General features: G+C 60.1%; 19 protein-coding genes and 1 tRNA gene. 7 read left to right on the top strand and 13 right to left on the bottom strand.

All coding sequences use genetic code 11. The features are described 5' to 3' along the window. Window position 1: 1 nt before the first annotated feature. From HDE72_RS25600 to HDE72_RS25580, 5 genes are all read right to left on the bottom strand, one after another. Window positions 2-3,172: an efflux RND transporter permease subunit gene (locus HDE72_RS25600; RefSeq protein ID WP_183747920.1), complete on the bottom strand. Its 3,171-nt coding sequence runs from the start codon at window positions 3,170-3,172 to the stop codon at window positions 2-4. 70 nt (window positions 3,173-3,242) lie between these two features. Beyond that, entirely contained in the window at window positions 3,243-4,421 is a 1,179-nt protein-coding gene (locus HDE72_RS25595) for an efflux RND transporter periplasmic adaptor subunit (protein ID WP_183747917.1), read from the bottom strand. Between the two features lie 160 nt (window positions 4,422-4,581). Beyond that, window positions 4,582-4,806 (bottom strand): hypothetical protein, encoded by a 225-nt coding sequence (locus HDE72_RS25590; RefSeq protein WP_183747914.1) that lies wholly within the window; start codon window positions 4,804-4,806, stop codon window positions 4,582-4,584. A gap of 91 nt (window positions 4,807-4,897) precedes the next feature. Continuing rightward, a complete protein-coding gene (locus HDE72_RS25585) occupies window positions 4,898-6,535 on the bottom strand; it encodes an outer membrane beta-barrel protein (protein WP_183747911.1) in 1,638 nt (545 codons plus the stop codon). A 470-nt stretch (window positions 6,536-7,005) separates the two neighbouring features. Then, on the bottom strand, window positions 7,006-7,557 hold the full coding sequence (locus HDE72_RS25580) for a thymidine kinase (protein ID WP_183747908.1): 552 nt from the start codon (window positions 7,555-7,557) through the stop codon (window positions 7,006-7,008). A gap of 315 nt (window positions 7,558-7,872) precedes the next feature. Here HDE72_RS25580 and HDE72_RS25575 point away from each other — a divergent pair, with 315 nt between their 5' ends. Both HDE72_RS25575 and HDE72_RS25570 read left to right on the top strand, forming a co-directional pair. Beyond that, window positions 7,873-9,264, top strand: coding sequence for a pyridoxal-phosphate dependent enzyme (locus HDE72_RS25575; protein ID WP_409254985.1), 1,392 nt, complete (start codon window positions 7,873-7,875; stop codon window positions 9,262-9,264). Continuing rightward, the gene (locus HDE72_RS25570) at window positions 9,261-10,442 is read left to right on the top strand and encodes a trans-sulfuration enzyme family protein (RefSeq protein WP_183747905.1); all 1,182 of its coding nucleotides are present in this window, start codon (window positions 9,261-9,263) and stop codon (window positions 10,440-10,442) included. Before HDE72_RS25575 ends, HDE72_RS25570 begins: the two co-directional genes overlap by 4 nt. 58 nt (window positions 10,443-10,500) lie before the next feature. Here the strand turns inward: HDE72_RS25570 and HDE72_RS25565 are convergent, their stop codons facing one another. Continuing rightward, window positions 10,501-12,708, bottom strand: coding sequence for an acylase (locus HDE72_RS25565; RefSeq protein WP_183747902.1), 2,208 nt, complete (start codon window positions 12,706-12,708; stop codon window positions 10,501-10,503). Between the two features lie 39 nt (window positions 12,709-12,747). Further along, the gene (locus tag HDE72_RS25560; protein WP_183747899.1) at window positions 12,748-13,584 is read right to left on the bottom strand and encodes a hypothetical protein; all 837 of its coding nucleotides are present in this window, start codon (window positions 13,582-13,584) and stop codon (window positions 12,748-12,750) included. A 123-nt stretch (window positions 13,585-13,707) separates the two neighbouring features. On the opposite strand from HDE72_RS25560, the gene HDE72_RS25555 reads away from it, so the two are divergent. The 3 genes from HDE72_RS25555 to HDE72_RS25545 all read left to right on the top strand — a co-directional run bounded on the left by HDE72_RS25555 (window position 13,708) and on the right by HDE72_RS25545 (window position 15,071). Then, window positions 13,708-14,148, top strand: coding sequence for a DUF2939 domain-containing protein (locus tag HDE72_RS25555; RefSeq protein WP_183747895.1), 441 nt, complete (start codon window positions 13,708-13,710; stop codon window positions 14,146-14,148). 141 nt (window positions 14,149-14,289) lie between these two features. Next, a complete protein-coding gene (locus tag HDE72_RS25550) occupies window positions 14,290-14,805 on the top strand; it encodes a DUF2939 domain-containing protein (protein WP_183747892.1) in 516 nt (171 codons plus the stop codon). A gap of 53 nt (window positions 14,806-14,858) precedes the next feature. Further along, window positions 14,859-15,071: a hypothetical protein gene (locus HDE72_RS25545; protein WP_183747889.1), complete on the top strand. Its 213-nt coding sequence runs from the start codon at window positions 14,859-14,861 to the stop codon at window positions 15,069-15,071. Here HDE72_RS25545 and HDE72_RS25540 read toward each other — a convergent pair whose 3' ends face one another. Further along, a complete protein-coding gene (locus HDE72_RS25540) occupies window positions 15,072-16,460 on the bottom strand; it encodes an HD-GYP domain-containing protein (protein WP_183747885.1) in 1,389 nt (462 codons plus the stop codon). It abuts the gene before it with no gap. A 477-nt stretch (window positions 16,461-16,937) separates the two neighbouring features. On the opposite strand from HDE72_RS25540, the gene HDE72_RS25535 reads away from it, so the two are divergent. Beyond that, the gene (locus HDE72_RS25535; RefSeq protein WP_183747882.1) at window positions 16,938-19,244 is read left to right on the top strand and encodes a TonB-dependent receptor; all 2,307 of its coding nucleotides are present in this window, start codon (window positions 16,938-16,940) and stop codon (window positions 19,242-19,244) included. Between the two features lie 141 nt (window positions 19,245-19,385). Continuing rightward, window positions 19,386-19,472 (top strand) — tRNA-Leu (locus HDE72_RS25530). A gap of 89 nt (window positions 19,473-19,561) precedes the next feature. Here HDE72_RS25530 and HDE72_RS25525 read toward each other — a convergent pair. The 5 genes from HDE72_RS25525 to HDE72_RS25505 all read right to left on the bottom strand — a co-directional run bounded on the left by HDE72_RS25525 (window position 19,562) and on the right by HDE72_RS25505 (window position 21,670). Beyond that, window positions 19,562-19,801: a hypothetical protein gene (locus HDE72_RS25525; RefSeq protein ID WP_183747879.1), complete on the bottom strand. Its 240-nt coding sequence runs from the start codon at window positions 19,799-19,801 to the stop codon at window positions 19,562-19,564. Beyond that, window positions 19,798-20,124 (bottom strand): hypothetical protein, encoded by a 327-nt coding sequence (locus tag HDE72_RS25520; RefSeq protein ID WP_183747876.1) that lies wholly within the window; start codon window positions 20,122-20,124, stop codon window positions 19,798-19,800. The genes HDE72_RS25525 and HDE72_RS25520 overlap by 4 nt, the downstream gene beginning before the upstream one ends. Next, on the bottom strand, window positions 20,121-20,636 hold the full coding sequence (locus HDE72_RS25515; protein ID WP_183747874.1) for a glycoside hydrolase family 19 protein: 516 nt from the start codon (window positions 20,634-20,636) through the stop codon (window positions 20,121-20,123). Before HDE72_RS25515 ends, HDE72_RS25520 begins: the two co-directional genes overlap by 4 nt. Then, entirely contained in the window at window positions 20,633-21,061 is a 429-nt protein-coding gene (locus HDE72_RS25510; protein ID WP_183747871.1) for a hypothetical protein, read from the bottom strand. Before HDE72_RS25510 ends, HDE72_RS25515 begins: the two co-directional genes overlap by 4 nt. Window positions 21,062-21,133: 72 nt before the next feature. Beyond that, window positions 21,134-21,670 carry a hypothetical protein gene (locus HDE72_RS25505; RefSeq protein WP_183747868.1) on the bottom strand — a complete coding sequence of 179 codons (537 nt, stop codon included), beginning with the start codon at window positions 21,668-21,670 and terminating at the stop codon, window positions 21,134-21,136. Window positions 21,671-21,963: the final 293 nt, after the last annotated feature.

The following is a 21,963-nucleotide window of genomic DNA, read 5'->3' as shown; positions in this document are numbered from 1 at the left end:
ATCAGGCTTCCTTTTCGTTTGACTGCGCGGCTGCCAGGCCGGGGCGCTTGCGCGACCATCCCAATACCATCACTTGCAGCGCCGGCGCCACGATCAACAACATGATCGGCCCCAGCAACATGCCGCCCACCACCACGATGGCCAGCGGCCGTTGCACCTGGCTGCCGATGCCGGTCGACAAGGCTGCCGGCAGCAAGCCTATGCAAGCGGACAAGGCGGTCATCAGCATGGGCCGCATGCGCTGCTCGGCCGCGTCGCGCATCGCTTCGAGCGGCGTCTTGCCCTCGACGATGAGGTGATTGAAATAACTGATCACCAGGATGCCATTCATCACGGACACCCCGAACAGGGAAACAAAGCCGATCGCCGCCGAGACACTCAGGGGCAATCCCGAGAAATACAGCGCGACGATGCCGCCCGCAATCGCGAAAGGAATCGCAGCCAGGGTCAGCAGGCTGTCGCGCAGGGAATTGAACAAGGTGTACAGCAAGATCAAAATCGCCATCAGTGCAATCGGCAAGACGATCAGCATGCGCTGCTTGGCCTGCTGCAATTCCTCGAACTCGCCGGCCCAGATGATGCGGTAACCGTTCGGCAAGGCGACTTTGCTGGCAATGCGCGCCTGCGCTTCTTCCACGGTGCTGCCCAGGTCACGGCCACGGACGCTGAATTTCACGGGAATGAAACGTTCATTGCGCTCATGGAAGATATACGAGGCGCCCGTGTCGAGCGTAATCGTGGCCAGTTCGCGCAGGGCAACATAGGCCGTGCCGCCGCCCGTGGCCGTGTAAGCGACCGGGATATTGCGGATCGCTTCCAGATCGGAGCGGTATTGCGGCGCCAGCCGGACGGTCAAGGCAAACTGGCGATCGCCTTCCAGCACGGTAGTCGCCTGCGTACCCCCGGCAGCCGCTTGCACCACCGTATTGATATCGCCCGTATTCAAGCCATAGCGCGCCGCCTTGGCGCGGTCGATGGTGATATTGAAGTTCGGTTGTCCCAGCACGCGGAAGACGCCCAGGTCTTCCACGCCCTTGACCTGCCGCATCTCATGCATGACCTGGTCCGACAGTTTTTCCAGCGTCGCCAGGTCGGGGCCGATGATCTTTACGGAATTGGCGCCTTTGACGCCAGACAAACCTTCCTCGATATTATCCTGGATGTATTGTGAAAAATTAAACTCCACGCCGGGAAACTCGGCCGCAAATTGATCCTGTACGTCTTTGACCAGCATGTCCTTGGTGTAGCCCTTGCGCCATTCATCGAAAGGCTTGAGCGGCACGAACAATTCCACGTTGTAAAAGCCGGAGGCATCGCTGCCGTCGTCCGGCCGTCCATGTTGCGACACTGCCGTGATGACTTCAGGATGTGCTTTCAAAATACGGCGCATGCGGTTGACCTTGTCCATGCCCGCTTCCAGCGAGGCGGTGGTAGGCATGGTGGCGCGTATCCACAGATTGCCCTCTTCCAGCGCGGGCAAAAATTCCGTGCCTATGCGTGGCAGCATCAGGCCGGCGATCAGCAAGAAACCCAGGCCGATGGCCACCGTGGTCTTGCGTTTGGCCAAAGCCCAGGCCAATACCGGGGTGTAGACGCGGCGAATGGCGCGCACCACCATGGTTTCCGTCTCTTCCACATGTTGCGGCAGCAGGAAAAAAGCCAGTACTGGCGTCACCGTGAACGTGGCAAACAGGGCGCCGAGCAAGGCGTAGGCATAGGTGCGCGCCATCGGGCTGAAGATTTGCCCCTCGACCCCTTGCATGGTAAATAAGGGAATAAAGGCCGCCACCGTGATCGCCGAGGAAAACAGCACCGCGCGGTCCACCTGGATGGCGCTGATATACAGCAGGCGCAAACGGAAGGACCAGGCTTGCAGCAAGCCAAAGTTTTGCTCTTCCATCAGATCCTGCTGCTGTGAGCGGGTTTTCTGGAAATTGCGGAAGATATTTTCAACCAGGATCACGGCGGAATCGACAATGATGCCGAAATCGACCGCGCCCAGCGACAGCAGATTGGCGGAATCGCCCAGCATGACCAGGATGATGATGCTGAAGAACAAGGCAATCGGAATATTGGCGCTGACGATGATGGCGCTGCGCAAATCGCCGAGGAATATCCATTGGATCAAAAACACCAGCAGGCAGCCGAAAATCAGGTTGTGCAGCACCGTATGCGTGGTGACGTTGACCAGGGTCGAGCGGTCATAGAAGGGTTCCATCTTCACGCCCGGCGGCAAGCTGCCGTCAGCGTTGATCTTGTCCACCTCCGTCTTGATGCGCGCCAATACCTCATTGGTTTGCAAGGTGCGGTTCATCACCACGATGCCCGTCACCACATCATCCTGGTCGTCACGGCCCGCTTTGCCCAGGCGCGGCGCGGCGCCTATGGTGACCTTGGCGACGTCTTTGACCAGCACCGGCACGCCATTCGATTGCGACAGCACGATGTTGCCGATGTCCGCCGTATCCTTGATCAGGCCGACACCGCGGATATTGACCGATTGCTGCCCGATATTGACGGTGCGGCCGCCCACGTTGGTATTGGCGTTGCCCACGGCGCTGATGAGCTGCGGCAAGGTGACGCCCAAGCCTTGCAGCTTGTGCAAATCGGCTTCGACTTCATATTCCTTGGTGGTGCCGCCCCAGGTGACCACTTGCATCACGCCCGGCACAGTCATCAAACGGCGCGTGACCACCCAGTCCTGCAAGGTGCGCAAATTCGTCAATCCCGTGTGCGCCGGCCCCGTCAGTTGATAACGCAATACCTCGCCGACCAGGCTGGAGGCCTGGATTTGCGGCTGCACGCCATTGGGCAGGCTGACATTCTGCTGCAGGTTCAAGGCTGCCTGGGTTGATGCAAAATAATAGTCGACGCCATATTTGAAGGTCACGCGTACGAACGACAAGCCATAAAACGAGGTCGAACGGATGTTGTCCACCCCGGGGGTCGTGGCCAGGCCCACTTCCATCGCCCGCGTGTAGGAACGTTCCATCTCTTCGGCGGACAAGCCAGGCGCCTGCGCCGTAATTTCCAGGATCACGGGGGCCGGATTCGGGTAGGCTTCAATATTAAGTTTTGAATACGCAAACAGGCCGGCGACAATAAATACCAGCAAGGCCAGCAGCACGATGGGCCGGCGCGACAATGCGAACGTGATGAGACCTCTAAGCACGATGTGCCTTCTTTCTTTCGACAGGATGCAGGATGGGGGTGGCAGGCAGATAGCGTCTGGCGGCGAGCCGCTAGCGCGATTGCAGGGACAACATATTGCTGAGGAACAGGGCGCCGTCTGAGGCGACCTTTTCACCGGCGGCGAGACCGTCGATGATCTGCATCAAGCCATTTTGTTCCAGCCCCAGCTTGACGGCACGCCGGGTGTATGTGCGGGCATCTTGCGTGACGAACACGGTCATGCTGCCGTCGCCTTCGCGCACCACGCTATTGACGGGCAGCGCCATCGCATGCTGCGCAGTGCCGGTACGAATCGTATAGGTGGCCAGCATCTGCGGATGCAACAGATGCTGTCCGTCCTTGATCTCGGCACGCACGGCGGCTTTATGGGTATTGGGATCGACCGCGACAGCAATATTGCTGATTTCGCCCTTGAAGGTCTGTCCGGGGTAGGCCATGACCGTGACCTCGGCCTGCTGACCTACTTTGAGCTGCGGCATATCGTATTCAGAAACGTTGGCGACCATCCACATGGTGGACAAATCGGCCACGGTAAACGGCGCCGGCGTCGTGCCTGGCTGCAACAGCAAGCCAGCGCTGGCATTGCGCGCCGTCACACGGCCCTGCAGCGGGCTGCTGATGGTCAGCTCGCCATCGATCTTGCGGCTGGCGACAATCTGATCGATCTGGGTATCGGACTTGCCGAAAATGCGCACGGCATCGCGCGCGGCGCGGTAATTGCCATCGGCCGTCTGCTGGTCGGACATGGCTTGCTCCACATCCTTTTGAGCACTGACCTGCACTTCCAGCATCTTTTTTGCGCGCTCAAGCACCCGGCTGTTCAAGGCCAGCACACCGGCAGTGGACACCAGGTTCGATTCGGCCTGCAACAGGTCCGGGCTATCGATGGAGAACAGTGCCTGCCCTTGCCTGACATCGTCGCCGGCTTTCGCAAACACTTGCCGCACCCGTCCCTGATAGGGCGCAAACACGGGCACGGTACGGTCTTGATTGAAATCAATATAGCCCACGGCCTCGCTCTGAGGCGTGAAGTTGCCGGACTGTGCGGTGACGATGTGGATCTGTTTAGCTTGCACCTCGGTCAAGGTGACACTGTTCTGCACATCCTTGGCAGGCGCCGCCGTTTCTGACAGCGATGATGGACTCTTGCTCGCGGACACGGCGATGGCGGCCAGCAGCGCGCATCCAGCCGTGGCGCCGATTGCCACGTATTTCTTATTTCTAAACATGATCTACCCAAGTTGACAATGCAAACAAAGACTCAAGTTGCCAGGCAATGCAGGCGCGAAAAAAGCAAGCGTAAGCGTGCGACAGGACACCGGCTTATCAGCAAGCCCGGCACTATTTTTAGCGCTCCGGATTTAACAAAAAGCCGCCATAGGCATCTTTTTAACTTTTATCCTGTGCTGCCGGTTTCGCCTTTGCTGCGGCTGCCGCCTGTTGCCGTTTCTGTTGATTGACCCACGGCGTAACTTGTGCGTGCGGGCCGTGGTCCAGCGGCAATGCCTGCTGTTTGGCCGGCTTGGACGGGGCGTCTTGCTGCTGCGCCTGGGCCAGGCTGGCGCTGGCCATGCAGCCAAGGGCGATCAGTGTGGGGAGGATGAGGTTTTTCATAGGAGTCACTATCAAGTTCAGGCAGGAAAAATGTGCTGGCGCAATAGTCCACAGACCATGCGCCAGCGTCCAGGTAATGCTGAAAGTCCGTTTAGAAGTGGATCACCGCATCCATGGCGAACATGAACTGGTGATTCGATCCCGAGGTGACGGTCGAACCGCAGCCTGCCGTGCCGGCTACCGGGCAAGGGTTGTTGTAGGCCGCCATGCCGGCGTGTTCATAACGAATCTCTGGACGAATCGTGATCGCCTTGCCGATCCAGTGATTCCAGCCCAGCAGGAATTCCGTGTACTTGGTCGGGAAGCCTGTGCGCTGGCCATTCACGTCGTCCAGCATTTCGGAACGCAAGGTGATGAAATCGCGTGCCGTAGGCTGATACACGATGTAGTTCACGAACGCCCATTCTTTCGAGGTGCAAGTGACGCCGTCGTTAGGACCGCAACCTCTGCCACCCATGGCGCCGAACGGACCACCGACCGAATTGGCGCCGGCAAAATACGAGTTCCACAAGCCCTGGCCATCGGAATTCTGCATATTCGGCGTATTTTTCTCATACATATACCAGCCCTCGGTAGATATATGCCATTTGTCGTTGAACTTGTGATACCAGGTCAGCACTTCATGCTGCACATTGTTCCAGCCGTAATTGCCCTTGTTGGAAATGCCCGTGCCGCCGTTCATGCAGGGATACAGAGCGTCATTGCCGGAGTCCGAGGTCCAGTTCACGCAGACGGCAGGCGTCAGTTGCGCGCCGATTTTCTGGCCCGCATTCGGATTGGCCACCGTTGCACCAGCGCCGTTGATATACGTGGCAGGCACTTTAGGGTGGTACCAGAGCGCCACGTCATTGCCGCCCGAGATTTCGCCCTGGACAGTCCAGTTCTTGTTCAGCTTGATGGTGGCGACTGCACCTTCCTGCGTGTAGGGATCATAGGTGTACAGCAGCGAGTGACTATAGGTATAGTTATTCGGCGCGAGCTGGGCTTCGATATCGGGTATCGAGATATAGCGGCCTACACGCACGTTCATGCCGTCGGCGACGCCAGGGAAATAGCCTTCCAGATACGCCATCGGAACGTCATAGCCGTTCTTGGCCACCTTGCCATTCGAATTTGTATATTGATTGCTCCACAGGCCGCGCGAGAAGGTATATTTCGCGTCAGCGCCCCACAAGGCTGCTACACGGAAACCCCAGTCGAAATGGTCGGTCTGCACCACATCTGGCGTACGCTCGACATACAAGGCAACCTGGTCCATCTGCACGGTGTTGGGCGCGTAGGAATAAGCGGCCGGGAAATTGCCGCCCGTGCCATTTTGCGTGTTGTAGGCCGTATGCGAGGAGCTGCGGTTCATGCCCGGATTAATCCAGCCATACACGGTGACCCGGCTGTCTTTCCAGGCCTGGCCATTCGGACCGCTATAAATAGCATCCATCAGTGCGCCGTAATAGCTATTGTCGTAGCCGATGGTTTCGGAGCCGCCCAGCGGCCAGCCCGTAAACGGCATCGGTGGCGACGACTCAGGCGGCGGCTGATAGCCCTTGCGCCAGGTCGGCGCAGCATCCGCAGGATCGCCGTTCCAGTTCAGGTAGTCCTTGTAGGTATGCACAAACCGGTCTGCAAATGACAGGTTTTCCGATCCTGCTGGACTGCCTGCCGCCGCACCGCCGGTCGCTGCCGGCGTGCTGCTAGCTGCTTCTTGCGCAAACGCAGGCTGCGCTGCCGTCATTGCAAGCAATCCGAGACCGGCACATGCCAATGCAAGCTGGTGGCGGACAGTGTTGATCTTAGCCATACTGTTACTTCCCTTTTATGTTGAAAACCAATTTTTTTTAGCGACCTCTACCGAGCATTCCCGGTGCCTGGTCAGGCTCCTCATGTCTGTCTTGAGACACGCTGAAATACGCGCTGGAATACAGACAAAGCTTAGCGATTCGAGTATAAAAAAATCAGAAAAAGAGCATGGCGATGTGTAAATTTTTCGTAAAATAATGCAGCAAAAACAAGGAGAATCGGCCAAATATGGTCTATTTCGCACGTTTCATGCAAAGCAGTTTTCCAGGCCGTCGTGCATGCTGGATTTCTGACGTCGGAAAAGTGTGGATGAGAAGGATGGGAAGGGAAGAGGCAGAAACTGGAGGCAGTACCCAGGTCCGGCAGCGGGCCTGGGGCGCCTTGATGAGGAACTAATACAGCAATTTATCTGGAATAAAAACACCGCCCGCAAGCCTGCCGATAGGCCTCGTTGCCGCCTATGCTGATCTGCTCGCCTTCGCGGATGCGGCGGCCCTGCTCGTCGATGCGGATATTCATGGTGGCTTTCTTGCCGCAGGTGCAGATATTTTTCAGCTCTTCGATATCGTCGGCCAGCGCCAGCAGGTAGGCCGAGCCGGGGAACGGTTCGCCCTTGAAATCCGTGCGCAAGCCGTAGCAAATCACGGGCACGCCCTTGACCTGCGCCAGCTGGTGCAATTGCTGCACTTGTTGGGTCGTGAGAAATTGCGCTTCGTCGATCAGCAGACAGGCCACTTTTGGTATCTCGGCCAGGAAATCAGTGTCGGCATCGAAGATATCGACCTCGCGCTGCGGCCCCAGCCGCGATGTAACCTGGCCCACGCCGTGGCGGCTGTCGATGGCGGCCGTGTACAAACGTACTTGCTGGCCCTGCTCTTCATAGTTGTGCGCGACCTGCAGCAAGGCCGTCGACTTGCCCGCGTTCATCGCGGAATACCGGAAATAAAGTTTTGCCACTGTCGCCGCCCTGTCTGAATAATGGATATTGTTTACTGCGTTTTTGAGGCGTGATTATAAAGGGCAATGGCCTGCTTGAGACAGCGCAATTGCACGCTGAAGGCGCCGCAAGCCGCGCGGCGACGCGCTCAGAAACGGTGCATACTGGCACGGCGAAACCCGCCCATCCACTGTGAGTTGATATGCACAAAATGTATAAGCAAGCACATAAACATTCGTTCGCGCAAGCTACCGACGCGCCTACACTCCGCCCTTTTGCGCGAAAAGCGGCCCGGGACACAATCCTGAGCGGCTGTTTCGATGACAGGAGCCACCATGAATGACCGTATGCCCTCCCCTGCCGAACCGGCAGCACTATTCAAGCTGATCGGCAATACCCCGCTGGTCGAAGTGACCAGGCTCGACACCGGCCCGTGCCAGCTATTCCTGAAACTGGAATCGCAAAATCCGGGCGGCTCCATCAAGGACCGCATCGGCCTGTCCATCATCGAAGCAGCCGAAGCCGATGGCCGCTTGCAGCCTGGCGGCGTCATCATCGAAGCGACGGCCGGCAATACCGGCATCGGCTTGGCTTTAGTCGGCCGCATCAAGGGCTACCGCGTGATTCTGGTCGTGCCCGACAAGATGTCGACTGAAAAAGTACTGCATTTAAAGGCGCTGGGAGCAGAGGTGCACACCACGCGCTCGGACGTGGGCAAGGGCCACCCCGAGTATTACCAGGATTACGCAGCGCGCCTGGCGCGCGAACTGCCAGGCGCCTTCTTCGCCGACCAGTTCAACAATCCGGCCAATCCGCTGGCCCACGAAACCACCACCGGCCCCGAAATCTGGGAGCAAAGCGGCCATGACGTGGACGCCATCGTGGTTGGCGTCGGGTCTTCAGGCACACTGACGGGCCTGACCCGCTACTTCCGCAAGGCGCAGCCGAAGCTGGAATTCGTGCTGGCCGACCCGCAAGGCTCCATCCTTACCGAATACATCGAATCGGGCAAGGTGTCGGACACCAGCGGCTCGTGGGCGGTGGAAGGCATCGGTGAAGATTTCATCCCCTCGATTGCCGACATGGACGGCGTGCGCCGCGCCTTTACCATCACCGACCAGGAAAGCTTCGATTCCGCGCGCGCCCTGCTGCGCGCCGAAGGCATCCTGGGCGGCTCCTCGACCGGCACCTTGCTGGCCGCCGCCCTGAAATACTGCCGCGAACAGACCACGCCAAAAAGAGTCGTCACCTTCGTGTGCGACACCGGCACGCGCTATCTGTCGAAAGTCTATAACGACGGCTGGATGCGCGACCAGGGCTTGCTGCAACGCGCTGTATCGGGCGACTTGCGCGACCTGATCGGCCGCCGCTACGACGAAGGCGACGTGGTCAGCGTGGCGCCTGGCGACACCCTGCTCACGGCCTTCAACCGCATGCGTTCGAGCGACCTGGCGCAGCTGCCCGTGATCGCCGAGGGCAAGCTGGTGGGCATCATCGACGAATCGGACTTGCTGCTGCAGGTCTCTGGCGACGCCGCACACTTTGCTTCGCTGGTGGGCGCCACCATGACCACCCAGCTCGAAACCCTGGCGCCGTCCGCCGGCCTGCCCGCCTTGCGCGCCACCCTGGACCGCGGTTTGACTGCCGTGGTGGCAGACGATGCCGTATTCTATGGCCTGATCACGCGTTTCGACCTACTCAACCACTTACGCAGGACACTATCTTGAGCAATCCATCTTCCCGCAAGAGCCACCTCGCTACCCGCGTCATCCATGCCGGCCAGTCGCCTGACCCATCGACGGGCGCCATCATGCCGCCGATTTACGCCACCTCCACCTTTGTGCAGGAAAGCCCCGGCGTGCACAAGGGCCTGGACTACGGCCGCTCGCACAATCCCACGCGCTGGGCGCTGGAGCGCTGCGTGGCCGACCTCGAAGGCGGCAGCGCGGCGTTTGCCTTCGCTTCCGGCCTGGCGGCCATTTCCAGCGTGCTCGAATTGCTGGACGCAGGCGCGCACATCATCGCCGGCGACGATATGTATGGCGGCACCTACCGTTTGTTTGAAAGAGTGCGCCGCCGTTCGGCCGGCCATCAGTTCACCTATGTCGATTTGACGAACCCGGAAAACCTGCTGGCCGCGATTCGCCCGGAAACCAAGATGGTGTGGGTGGAAACGCCGACCAATCCGATGCTGAAACTGGCCGACCTGCGTGCGATTGCCGACATCTGCCGCGAACGCGGCATCATCGCCGTGGCCGACAACACCTTCGCCAGCCCGCTGGTGCAACGTCCGCTCGAACACGGTTTCGATATCGTGGTCCATTCGACCACCAAGTACCTGAACGGCCACTCGGACATCATCGGCGGCATCGCCATCGTCGGCGCCGAGGAACGCCAGGCGGAATGGCGCGAGCAATTGGGCTTTTTGCAAAACTCGGTGGGCGCGATTGCCGGCCCGTTCGACAGCTTCCTGGCCCTGCGTGGCGTAAAAACCCTGGCCATCCGCATGCAGCGCCACTGCCAGAGCGCTTTGGCGCTGGCGCAATGGCTGGAACAGCAAAAGGAAGTACGCAAGGTGTTTTATCCAGGCCTGGAATCGCACCCGCAACATGCGCTGGCCAAACGCCAGATGGATGGTTTCGGCGGCATCATCTCGATCGACCTGGACACCGACCTGGCCGGCGCCCGCCGCTTCCTGGAGCGCTGTGTAGTGTTTGCCCTGGCTGAAAGCCTGGGCGGCGTGGAAAGCCTGATCGAGCATCCTGCCCTGATGACGCACGCCAGCATCCCGGCAGAACAACGGACCAAGCTGGGCATCGGCGACGGCTTGATCCGCCTGTCGGTCGGCATCGAAGACATCGAAGACCTGCGCCACGACCTGCGCACGGCGCTTGACGCGATTTAAACGGGCAGTACCGGATGACGCGGCATGCCGCCGCTCATCCGGCACAGCGCCGGTCTGATTATTCCCCCGGCTGGTACCTGCGTTCCAGGTGCCGGTCCACCTCTTCCGGATAAAACAGCACGTCCTTGAATTGCCCGCGCGCATACATGGCCGCCTGGTCGCTGAAGTGCGGTGATGCGGGGTCGCCGCTCTGGCCGCCCGCGAGCAGGCTTTTTGCCTTGATGCGCGGGCCGAACTCTACTGCCGCGACAAAGCTGTTACCGCGCTCGCCATAGATCCTGCGCGTGGTGCTCTTGCTACTCTGCCCAAACGCAGCCAGCGCGCCCCAGTTACCCGACGCATAAGGCACGGGCAAGCTGGGCTTCGCATCGTCGAACGGCTGCACCACCTCGCCCGTCAGGCGCTGGAAGCGGTTGATCTCGCCCCACGGCGTTTGCCAGTTGCCGAAATCGCGCTGCAGTTTATCCGCTGCGCTGGCTAATGCCGCCAGCCGCTGCCCGGCGCTGACCTGCCCGGTCGCCATGAAATCGACCACCGGCGTACCCTGCTCGCGCGCCTGCTTGCCGGCCATATCCGCCAGCTCCTGGCCCCAGAATATGGCCAATGAGGTGGCCGTGGATGTGAGCGAATAGCGCCAGTCCCAGGCCCGCAGCAGCGTGATCTGGCCAGCCAGCGCCAGCTTTTGCGCATCACCGGCTGGCAAGGCATCCCAGGCGACGAACAGCGCTGGCAGCAGCGATTCAAACGCTGTCAGTTCGCTGTCGTAGGAAGCGGCGATCAGACTGTCCAGGGTAAAACCGGTCTTGTTCTGGAAAACTTTCACTGCATGCAGGCCGCGTGCATTTTCGCCATACACGGACATATAGGCTGGATAGTCTTGCTGGCGCGGGCTATGTGCGCCCGCCGCCGAAAACGGCCAGTTATTGGTGTTCTGTATCCAGCCATTCTTCGGATTGAACAGGGTGATGGTTTGCGCCACCGTATGCAAACCTTTCCACTCGGTGGCCGGGTCGCTGCCGTCGACAGGCTGCTTCCAGTTGAAGCGCGGATCGCGCACAGGAATGAAATTGCCGTGGAAATAGGCGATATTGCCATCCGCATCTGCGTACACGGTATTGTTCGATGAATTGGTGCGCAGCTCCATGCTCTTGTAAAACGCCGCGTAGTCGCGCGCCTTGGTGCGCGTGTACGATTGCGTCAAGGCTTTCAATGGTTCATTCATCAGGCGCACAGCCACCCATTTACCATCGTGCGCACGCACGATGGGGCCGTGGTGGCTGTAATAGACCGTGATGGTTTTCGTCCCCATGCCACCGCCGGCCAGCTTGTAGGGCAAGCTGATGGGTACGGCCTTCAAGGGACGCAAGGCGCCATCATAGCGGTAGAACCAGGCGCCGTCCTTGTCGACGATACTTTCCAGGTACTCGTCGATGACGTCGCCGCCGCCCGAAGTATGCATCCAGCCGAGACGCTCATTGAAACCCTGGTAGACAAAGAACTGGCCCCAGGTGACGGCGCCATACGCGTTCAAGCCTTCGCCACTGGTGACCTGCACTTCGGGACGGAAGTAGAACGAGGTATGCGGATTGATCATCAGCAGTGCGTGGCCATTCTGCGTGATGGCGGGCGCGATGGCGAAGCCGTTCGAGCCGCTCGGCTCGGGGTCCAGGCCGGCCTCCACGCTGGCCAGCGCCACGGCGGCCGGCCTGGCCTGCTGGCCATAAAACGATACGAGCTGGGCCAGGTCGACCGATTCGATATCGCCACCGATACTGCCCTCGCTGAAACTGAGGGCCATCCATGGCTCGAAATGCGTGATCAATCGTGGCTTGACCTGCGGGTGGGTGGCCAGGTAAAAATTGAGGCCAGCGGCAAACGCCGCCATCAATTTTTGTAGCCAGGGCGGGCTGGCGCGGTACTGCGCCTGCAAATCCGCGGGATTGATAAAGAGCTTCATGCGCAGGTCGCGATACAGTTCCTGCTCGCCCTCCACCTCCGCCAGACGTCCCATGGCGTTGATGTAATTGCGCTCGATACGCGGAAAATCGTCTTCCGCCTGCGCATACATCAGGCCAAATACGGCATCCGCATCGCTCTTGCCCGTCACATGCGGCACGCCCCAGGTATCGCGTGCGATGCTGACATTGGCGGCCTGCGCCTGCCAGCGCGCCATGTCGCTTGCAGAAGCTGGGGGAGCGGCCAGCGCAGGGGCACTGGCAACAACACCGCAGGCGATGGCGGCAAACAAGGCACTGCGAGCTAGCATTCAGTACTCCCTCTCAAGTCAAATCATCAGATCACATCGTCAGGAAGCGTCGATCAGCGCTGCGATGCGCTGGTTCAGTTCCGCATTTTCCGCCTGCAGCTGCACGTAACGCTGTTTCAGGCTGGCGATCTCGCCGCGCAGGCGCTCCACTTCGGAAGGCGCTTGTGCCGCACTCTCTGCCCACGGCTCATTGCCCGTTTCTGGCGTATCCTGCGATACATGGACTTTCGGCTCACGTGGCGGACGCGTCGCCGCGCGCTGTTCGCGGATTTCCTTGGCTGCCTGGCGCAGCAGCTTCTTGCCACCGGCAACCGCCGCCACCTGCTCGGCCTGCGGCAAGGACGCCACGGTAGCTGCCGCGTTGATGGAAATCGTGCCCGAACGGACCGCTTCCACCAGTTCCGGCGTGGCCGCCTTCTGGATTTTCTCAATCTGGCTGATCTGGTTGCTGCTCAGGCGCGCCGCCTTGGCCACTTCTTCACGCGTGCTCATGGCCGGTTTCGGCAGGCTTTCGCCCTCAGCCGTATCGACGGCGTTCACGGGCACCGGGCTGCGCGCGGCGACGATTTCCTTCTTGCGCAAGGCCAGCACGCCGCGCTGGAAGTCCGACACGCTGCGCCGCGCCAGGTGATTGTCTATCATCCACAGCATCACGTCGTCGATCGATTCGAAGCTGGTATTCTGGATGGTCTTGAAGGGAATGTCGTGCTTGCGGCAGATGGCGTAGCGATTATGCCCGTCGATCAGCACCTCATTCCACAGCACCAGCGCGTCGCGGCATCCTTCGTTCAGCAGGCTGCGTTCGAGCGCCGCGTATTCGCTGTCGGTGAGCGGATCGATATACGCCTGCAGCACGGCATTGATAGTGATATTCATGGTTGTCCTCTGTATTGCGTATGACGGCGCGATCTGGCGCGCCGGCACGCATGCTACACCATCTACCGGCGCTGGCCGGGTAAAATCACCGCGAACCGAGATAGATTTTAAACAATAGAGACCATGAAAAGAAAACACGCCGTCGCCACCCTGTTTTGCGTTGCCGCCATCGGCTTTACCTGGGTCAGCCCCTACATCGCCATGTACCGCATCAGCATGGCCGCCAGGTCGGTCAGGATGACGGGACTGGAACAGCAGGCCGACCTGGCTGCCGTGCGTGCTAGCGTACTACGGCAATTGCAAACGGATGGCCATGGACACGATGCCGAAGAACTGGCGGCCATGGTCGACACCATCGTCTCGCCGCCCGGCCTGACGGCGCTGATCATGCGTGGCAAGGAAGGGGCAGATGGAAAACGCCACGACTTCGGCATGTCTTACCGTTCGTGGTCGGAAGTGGTGCTGCGCCGCAGCGGCCAGGACGTGAGCCAGTTCGTATTGAAACGGCACGGTGTGTGGGATTGGAAACTCATCGCAGTCACCCTGCCCGCGGAACTACTCTAGCCTTGGCAGGAAAGCAAATCTGAAGGTCAAATATTTGACCTATGGCAATTATTGCATAAAATTCTATATTGTTTTGAGGCAATATTCTGTAAGATGCCAAGATTTCCGGCGCATCTGGGCGCCAGCTTTTCAAGAGGTGGCATGATGAAAAGAGGCATCTTTTTTGCGGTGATAGCTGTGTTCGTATTGGCAGGCCTGTTCTATGGCAGCCCGTATTTTGCCATGCAGCAGATACGCGCGGCCATCAAGGCCCAGGACAGCGCGGCATTGTCCACCCACGTGGACCTCGACCTGCTGCGCGGCAGCCTCGACCAGCAGTTGCACGCCCTGTTCGCGGCGCCCGAAGTGGCGGCCGATATCAGCCCGACCGTCATCGCGCCCCTGCTCGACACCATGCTCATGCCTGAAGGCCTGATCTCCCTGGTGCAGCTGAACACCCGCTATGAAAGCCCGGTTTCCAAGGTCAGCGATGTCAGCGGCCGGCAGCGCAACGGCCAGGCAGACTACGCGCTGCACTACACGGCGTGGGATAGCGTGGTGGTCCAGCGCGCCCACAGCAAGAGCCATATCGGCGAACTGACGCTCACGCGCGACGGCCTGTGGCGCTGGAAACTGAGCTCGGTCGCACTGCCGAAGAATCTGCTGACCGATACCTGAAGCGGCTGGTTCGGCTGCTATGATGGCGCCATCAATCCATCAACGGAGGCAGTATGTCGGACCTGGTACAACAAGCACTGGCGCACGCGGGCAAGTCAGCTACCACGCCATGGGTCGTGACCCTGGTTACTGGTGAAAAACTGACGGGCCCGATCACGCCGCTCAGCGACGGCGCTTACGCCATCGGCCTGGGGCAGATCAAATACTTTTCCAGTGACAAGGTTGCCAGCTTGAATGTATCGGGCGCCGGGGCGTTTCCTATCTGATCATGCAGCCAGCGGCTGCTGCTCCAGTGCCGGCAAGCGGGCCAGCGCCGCCTTGAGGGCCTCGAAACATTCAGCATCGATGGCCGTACCCACCGTTTCGGCCATGATATCGAGCGCTTTCGGGATCGGGATCGGGCCACGGTAAGGACGGTCGGCCGTGATGGCGTCGAAGATGTCGGCGGTGGTGATGATGCGCGTTTCCAGGCTGATGTTGTCCGCCATCAAGCCGCGCGGATAACCCTTGCCGTCCAGCCGCTCATGGTGGGCGGCGGCCACGATGGCCAGTTCCGCAAACGCATCGATGCGCGACAATATCGTTTCCGTGTATTGGGCGTGCAATTGCACCGCCTGCCACTCTTCCGCATCGAGCTTGCCTGCCTTGTCCAGCACGCTGTTGCTGACACCCAGCTTACCCACGTCATGCAGCAAGGCGCCCCGCTTGAGCCAGCGCCGCCGCTCGGGAGACACGTCCATGGCCTCGGCGATCATGTCCGTGTACAAGGCCACGCGGGCGCTATGGCCGCTGGTGTACGGGCTTTTCGAATCGACCACCTGGCCGAACGCTACGGCGATATCGTCCAGGTAATCTTCATCGACGGGCACCACCTTGTTGGCCGGCTCCAGCGCCGCCACGGCCGCGCCTATCTCTTGCGAGCGCAACATGGACCAGAAGGCGCCCGATTCGGCCACGCGTTCAAAGGCCTGCACCAGTTGCGGATCAAACCAGCTGCCGGCGCGCTGGCGCACTTCCCCGCGCGCCGCACGCGCGCCATCGGCCGTATGAAACACGTCGATTACCTGCGCCATCAGCGCGATGCGTGCAAACAGGGGAATCGCCTCTCCGGCCAGCTTTTCCGGCTTGCCCTGGCCGTTGAAATGTTCATCGAGGCTGTAGATGCCGGCCGCCACTTCTTCGGGAAAGCGCAGCAGGCGGGCGATATCGGCGCCGCGCTGGCAGCGCGTGGCGATCAATTCCTGCGCAATCTGCGGGCCGTCACGCAAGATCGTCATGACGGCGCGGAAACGTTCGGACAGGCCCGCCTTCAGCCCCGTGTGCTTGAGCACGAATTTGAGCACCTGCGGCAAGCTGTCGCCCACCGTCTTGAAGCCTTGCTTGAAAGCCAGGTCATCCGTCAGATACAGCTCGCAGATGCGCGCCGCATTGCTGCTGCAACCGAGGTCCTTGAGCAGCAGGGTGTAATATAGATTCCACAAATCCTCGTCCGGCATGCCGATCTCGCGGCCCACATGCATGCCTATCCAGCAGCAGCGTATGCAATGGCCTTCGGGTTGCCCTTCGGTAATGTCGAGCGCCTGGCTCAATGCGGCGATCAGTTCAGACAGGCGGATGCTGGTGGCAGAAGAGACGGGGGATGAGGATGTTGTCATGGCAGAAATACAAATTTCCAATATGTAATGGTTTGTATTCTACGCGATGCGGCGGACCATGGGCCGGGGAAATGGCGGTATCCGCATTGACGCCATCGGCACTCCTTGTCGTATCGTGACAACAAGTCGATGATGAAAATAAACCATATCGTATGTTGCTTTTTACCGACACGCGTCGCCAGCCACATCGGGAAGCGAAGACAAAACCCGCCCTGCAAGCGCCCTGGATCAGCCGCTGGCACGGCAATAAACGCCTGCGCTCTCCCACTATGCATCGCCATCAGACTAGCGGCAAATACGATTTTGTTTCGCCATTTAGTCGAAATAAAAATGAATGGCACGCCTGATGAAATGCCATTTCGGCCAGAAATTTACGTGCTAGCATGACTTTTCGTCTAGCAAATTAGCGCAACTGCCGCAAACGCACAGCGAAACCCAAGACCCATTTCCCATAATGAAAACCAATAGGAGCCGTTCATGATGACACTGCATGCTGGTATGGTGCACCGCACATTGATTGCCCTGGCTGTGACTGCCGCCTTCCCGCTACAGGCGATGGCAGACGACCCGGCCCCGGCGCCCGATGCGCCAGCCGCAGCACAGACCGATACGCCAGCCGCCGCCCCGGCCGCCTCCGGCCCTGGCCAGCTGGAAACGGTGATCGTCACGGCGCAGCGCCGCGCTGAAAATATCAAGGACGTGCCGATGTCAATCGCCACCCTGAAAGGCGAAAAACTGGACGTACTGACGGCTGGCGGCCAGGATATCCGCTTCCTCAGCGGCCGCTCGCCCAGCGTCTCGGTCGAATCCGACTACGGCCGCACCTTCCCGCGCTTTTATATCCGTGGCCTGGGCAATACCGACTTCGATTTGAACGCCTCGCAGCCGGTCGGCCTGGTAATGGATGACGTGGTGCAGGAAAACGCCATGCTGAAGGGTTTTCCCGTGTTTGACGTGGATCAGGTGGAAGTGCTGCGCGGCCCGCAAGGCACCTTGTTCGGCCGCAACTCGCCGGCCGGCGTGATCAAGTTCGATTCCGCCAAACCCGTGTTCAATACCGAAGGCTATCTGAGCGGCGGCTTCGGCAAGGATGGCGTAAAAAACCTGGAAGGCGTATTCAACATCCCGCTCAGCGACACCGTCGCCCTGCGCTTCTCGGGCCAGACCCAGCGCCGCGACAACCGCGTGCACAACCCGCGCCCGACCGGCACACGCGACTTCGAAGGCTATGAAGACAACGCCGCGCGCATACAACTGCTGGTCAAGCCTTCGCGCGACTTCAGCGCCCTGTTCAATGTGCACGCGCGCGACCTCGACGGCACCGCCACCCTGTTCCGCGCCAATATCCTGAAACAGGGCACGAATGACCTGGTCGACAATTTCGACTACGGCTCCTACCCTACCGACGGCATCAACCGCCAGCACCTGAAAACCAAGGGCGGCAGCATGCGCCTGAAATGGGACCTGGACGGCGTGACCCTGAACTCGATCACCGGCTACGAAAAACTGGACTTTTACAGCCGCGCCGACGTCGATGGCGGTTATGGCGCCGTGTACGCGCCGCCGATGGGCCCCGGCTTCATCCCCTTCGTGGTTGAAACGGCCGACGTGATCCCGAACCACAAGCAGATTTCACAGGAATTGCGCGCCGAGTCGAACAGCAAGGGACCATGGCAATGGATCGCCGGCCTGTTCTACTTCAAGGAAGACATCCAGATCGACAGCATCAGCTTTGACAGTCTGTCGCCCGGCAATCCGCAAAACCCGTTTTACTCGACGCAGAACCAGAGCTCCACCTCGTATGCGGCTTTCGGCTCACTGAACTACACCGTTTCCGACGCCTTGAAGCTGCGCGGCGGCCTGCGCTACACCAGCGACAAAAAAGACTTCTCGGCCAAGCGCGTGGAACTGACCACTGCCGGCCCCTTCAACATCGACAACACCTCGCATAACGTCAGCTGGGACCTGAGCGGCACCTACATTTTGACGCCAGCGACGAACGTCTACGCGCGCGTCGCCACCGGCTACCGCGCGCCATCGATGCAGGGGCGATTGAATGGTCTCTCCGACCGTCCATCGTTTGCCGGCGCCGAAAAAGCCTTGTCGGTCGAAGCGGGCATCAAGCAGGACCTGTTCGACAAGCGCGCCCGCCTCAGCCTGGCCGTATTCCAGTACCGCGTGAAAGACAAGCAGCTGACGGCCGGCAGCGGCGCCGTCAACATGAACCAGTTGATCAATGCCGACAAAGTCACCGGCCAGGGCGTGGAACTGGACTTCCAGGCCAACCTGAGCGACTCGGTCAGCATGACCCTGGGCGGCAGCTACAACCACACCGAGATCCAGGATAAAAACCTGTTCGTGCAAAGCTGCGGCAATGCCCTGAATAACCCGGCCAGCGGCTGCACCGTCACCAACCCGGTCGGCCCCTTCGTCGGCACCGCCTACATCAACGGCAACCCGCTGCCGCGCGCGCCCGAATGGCAGGGCAACTTCACGCTGAAATACAGCATCCCCGTCGCCAACGGCGAATTCTTCGCCTACACCGACTGGACCTACCGCACCAGCTACAACTTCTTCCTGTACGAAGCCAAGGAATACAAGGCCAAACCGCTGCTCGAAGGCGGTCTGCGCGCCGGCTACAAATGGGACAAATACGAAATCGCCGCCTACAGCCGCAACATCACCAACCGCATCCAGGCCGTGGGCGCGATCGACTTCGACAACCTGACGGGTATTCTGAACGAGCCGCGTACTTATGGGGTGCAGTTCAAGGCGACGTTTTGATGAGAGCGAGGGTGCGCTAAATCATTGCATCTTTATAAAAAACAGAAGCGTAAACGATACAAAGTTCTTCGGCACCCCATCGATCTAATACAGTCGATGATGGTGTAATCAGCATTACTTGTGCTAGAATCTTGCCGCGCTGCCCGGATGGTGAAACTGGTAGACACTGGAGACTTAAAATCTCCCGCCTGTAAGGGCGTGCCGGTTCGATTCCGGCTCCGGGCACCAAAGCACACGACAGCAACTTCTGAAAAACCCAGATTTCCCTGCACAAGCGGAGAGTCTGGGTTTTTTGTTATGCGTCACAAAAAGAAGCATTAGTTAGCCGCGCAAGCGTCTAGCAGCGCCTCCAGTTCCCGCTCGTACGCGGCGCGCAGTTTTTCGCGGGCCAGCAAGGCTTGTACCTGCGGATAGATGCCCGACGATGGCACTGCCGGCAGCGATGGCGCGACGGGACGGCTAGTGATGCAGGGCACGGCCAGCGGCAGCATTTCAGGACTAGGCGCGCGCGCCGCGCAGCCGGCCAGCATGCAAACCAACAGCAGCGCCGCCCTCACGGCATCTCCCGGGCGATCAATGCCTCGGCCGCAGTGCAAGCGTCGCCGTCGGGCTGCAGCGCCAGGATGCGGGTCGCGGCTTGCTCACTATCTGCTCTCCCCTCTCGCGCGCCAGCCAGCACCATCTTTGCGTGCGCAGCGCGGCGTGTCCCCTCTTCCCGCATCAGTGTCAAGGCCTGATCCTGGCGCCGCAGCGCTCCCTGCGCCTCGGCAAGCGACGCAGCGCAGGCGGCGCGGCCGGTTTCCCGGCCCCAGCGCTGGGCGCAAAACAGGGCCGCGCCCAAGAGCAGCAAACAGGCCAGCACGTTCAACGACGGCTTCATGCCAGCACCTTGCGCGCCTTCTGGTACAAGGCCAGGCGGTCGGCCAGTCCATTGACGCCGCCGTTGACGCGGCGCGTGACCCTTTCCTGGTCGCCCGCATCGGCCAGGGTGTTCAAGCCGCGCGATTGCCAGAACCAGCCGGCCGAACGGCAGGCGTGCATGGTTTGTTCCAGCATTTCGGGCCTGGACAGCAAATCGAGGCGCAGCGCCACGCCGCAGGCGGCATAATTGGCGCGCCCCGTCACCTGCAGCAAGCCGCGTCCCTTGAAGCGCACGCCATCGCCCGCGATCACGTTACCCAGATCGGCCCGCCCTTCATAGGCTGCGCCGCTGGCCAGTTCGCGCACATAGCGCAACTGGCCCGACTCGTGGCCCACCTGGGCCAGGAATGCCGCCTGGCGCTGCGGCGTATTGATGGAAAATTCCGCCATCGTGGCATTCAGGGGCGCCAGGAACAGCGTGGCGCGCTGACCGGCGTACGGCATGATGACCATCAATTGCGCCAGCGTCATAAGCCACCCCGCACATCCTTGACGATGGCGGCCGCATCGATCGCCAGTTCGCCGATATCCTTGCCGCGGCGCTTGTCGAACCAGCGCACGCAGGCGCCCAGCACCCACCAGGCGGGCAAGCCGGCCGCCACCATCAGGGGCGCGGCGATAAACAGAAAGCCGGTGGCCGGGTCGCCGCCATACAGGCTGGCCACGACTTTCGCGCTGTCGAACAGGCTGGGCCACCACGACAGCACGGCCGCCACCAGCAGCGGACCGAGGAAGGTGGAAATGATGATGCTGGAACAAAAACGGATAAACGCCTCGCGGGTAGAGCGGGGCCACATGAACATGAAGCCCAGCGAAGTGGCGGCGGCGCCCGCCAGCACGGGCACGCCAAACAGTTTGATCAATGCGCCGCCGGCGGCGGTGGTTTCAATGGCCATGATTGCCTTTCTGTTAGCGAAATAAAAAACCCGCCGTAGCGGGTTTGGGGAGGGACTGCTGCGTGACGACAGCTACACGGACTTGACCATCACATAGGCGCGGCCATCTGGCTCGATGGCAATCACCCGCCCGACGGCATGCAGATACTGCTTCATGGTCAAGTCATCTTCGTGCATGGCGACACCCTTGATGCCGGCGCCATCCTGCACCGGCACGATATAGTCGCCAGGCTGGGCACCTAATACATTGACGGGCACGCGGCCGGCAATGGCGATGCGGTCGACTTTTTGGCGCGCGATTTCCAGCGCTGCGTCGAAGGAGGCCATGGCGTCGGCATCTTGCTGCGCGGCGATGTTGTAGGTGGCTAACGCAGCAGCGTAAAGCTCCTGCTTTTGCGCCCATTCTTCGTCGCTGTCAGCGGACTTGGTCACCACGTCCATGTACTCTGGCGGGTTATTACCTGGTAATGGTTGTAGCGTGACCACGTCGACGTGACGCAGAGGTTGTATCGGCGCCTGGCCAGCCTTGGGCGTCGGACGCGAGCCTATATCATTGGCCCAGGAATCGCCGCCGACAAAAGATGGAGCAGTCGATTTGATCGAGAACATGACCGCATCGCACCACTGGTCGGTAATTTTATTGTCAGCGTTAATACCGACTATTTGACCAGGGGCAACGACGCCGCAAACTGGGCCCTTATAAATATATTCAGCATAGTCATTGCCCATGGTATTGACTGTGCCACGGTTATTACTGCTCCGCCCTGTGACAGTATTTGCCCCAAGGATGAGAGCAGCATTCGTTAAATGTCTAGAGTCGTGTGATTATGTACCCTCTCGTAACTGGCCGCTCTTCAAAGCCAGATACGTTTTGCGTACACTGTCAGACAACCTCAATCAGC

Origin of the sequence: Janthinobacterium saanense (assembly GCF_014200675.1) — a bacterium.
GTDB lineage: Bacteria > Pseudomonadota > Gammaproteobacteria > Burkholderiales > Burkholderiaceae_D > Janthinobacterium.
This window is presented reverse-complemented; position numbering and strand designations above follow the sequence as displayed.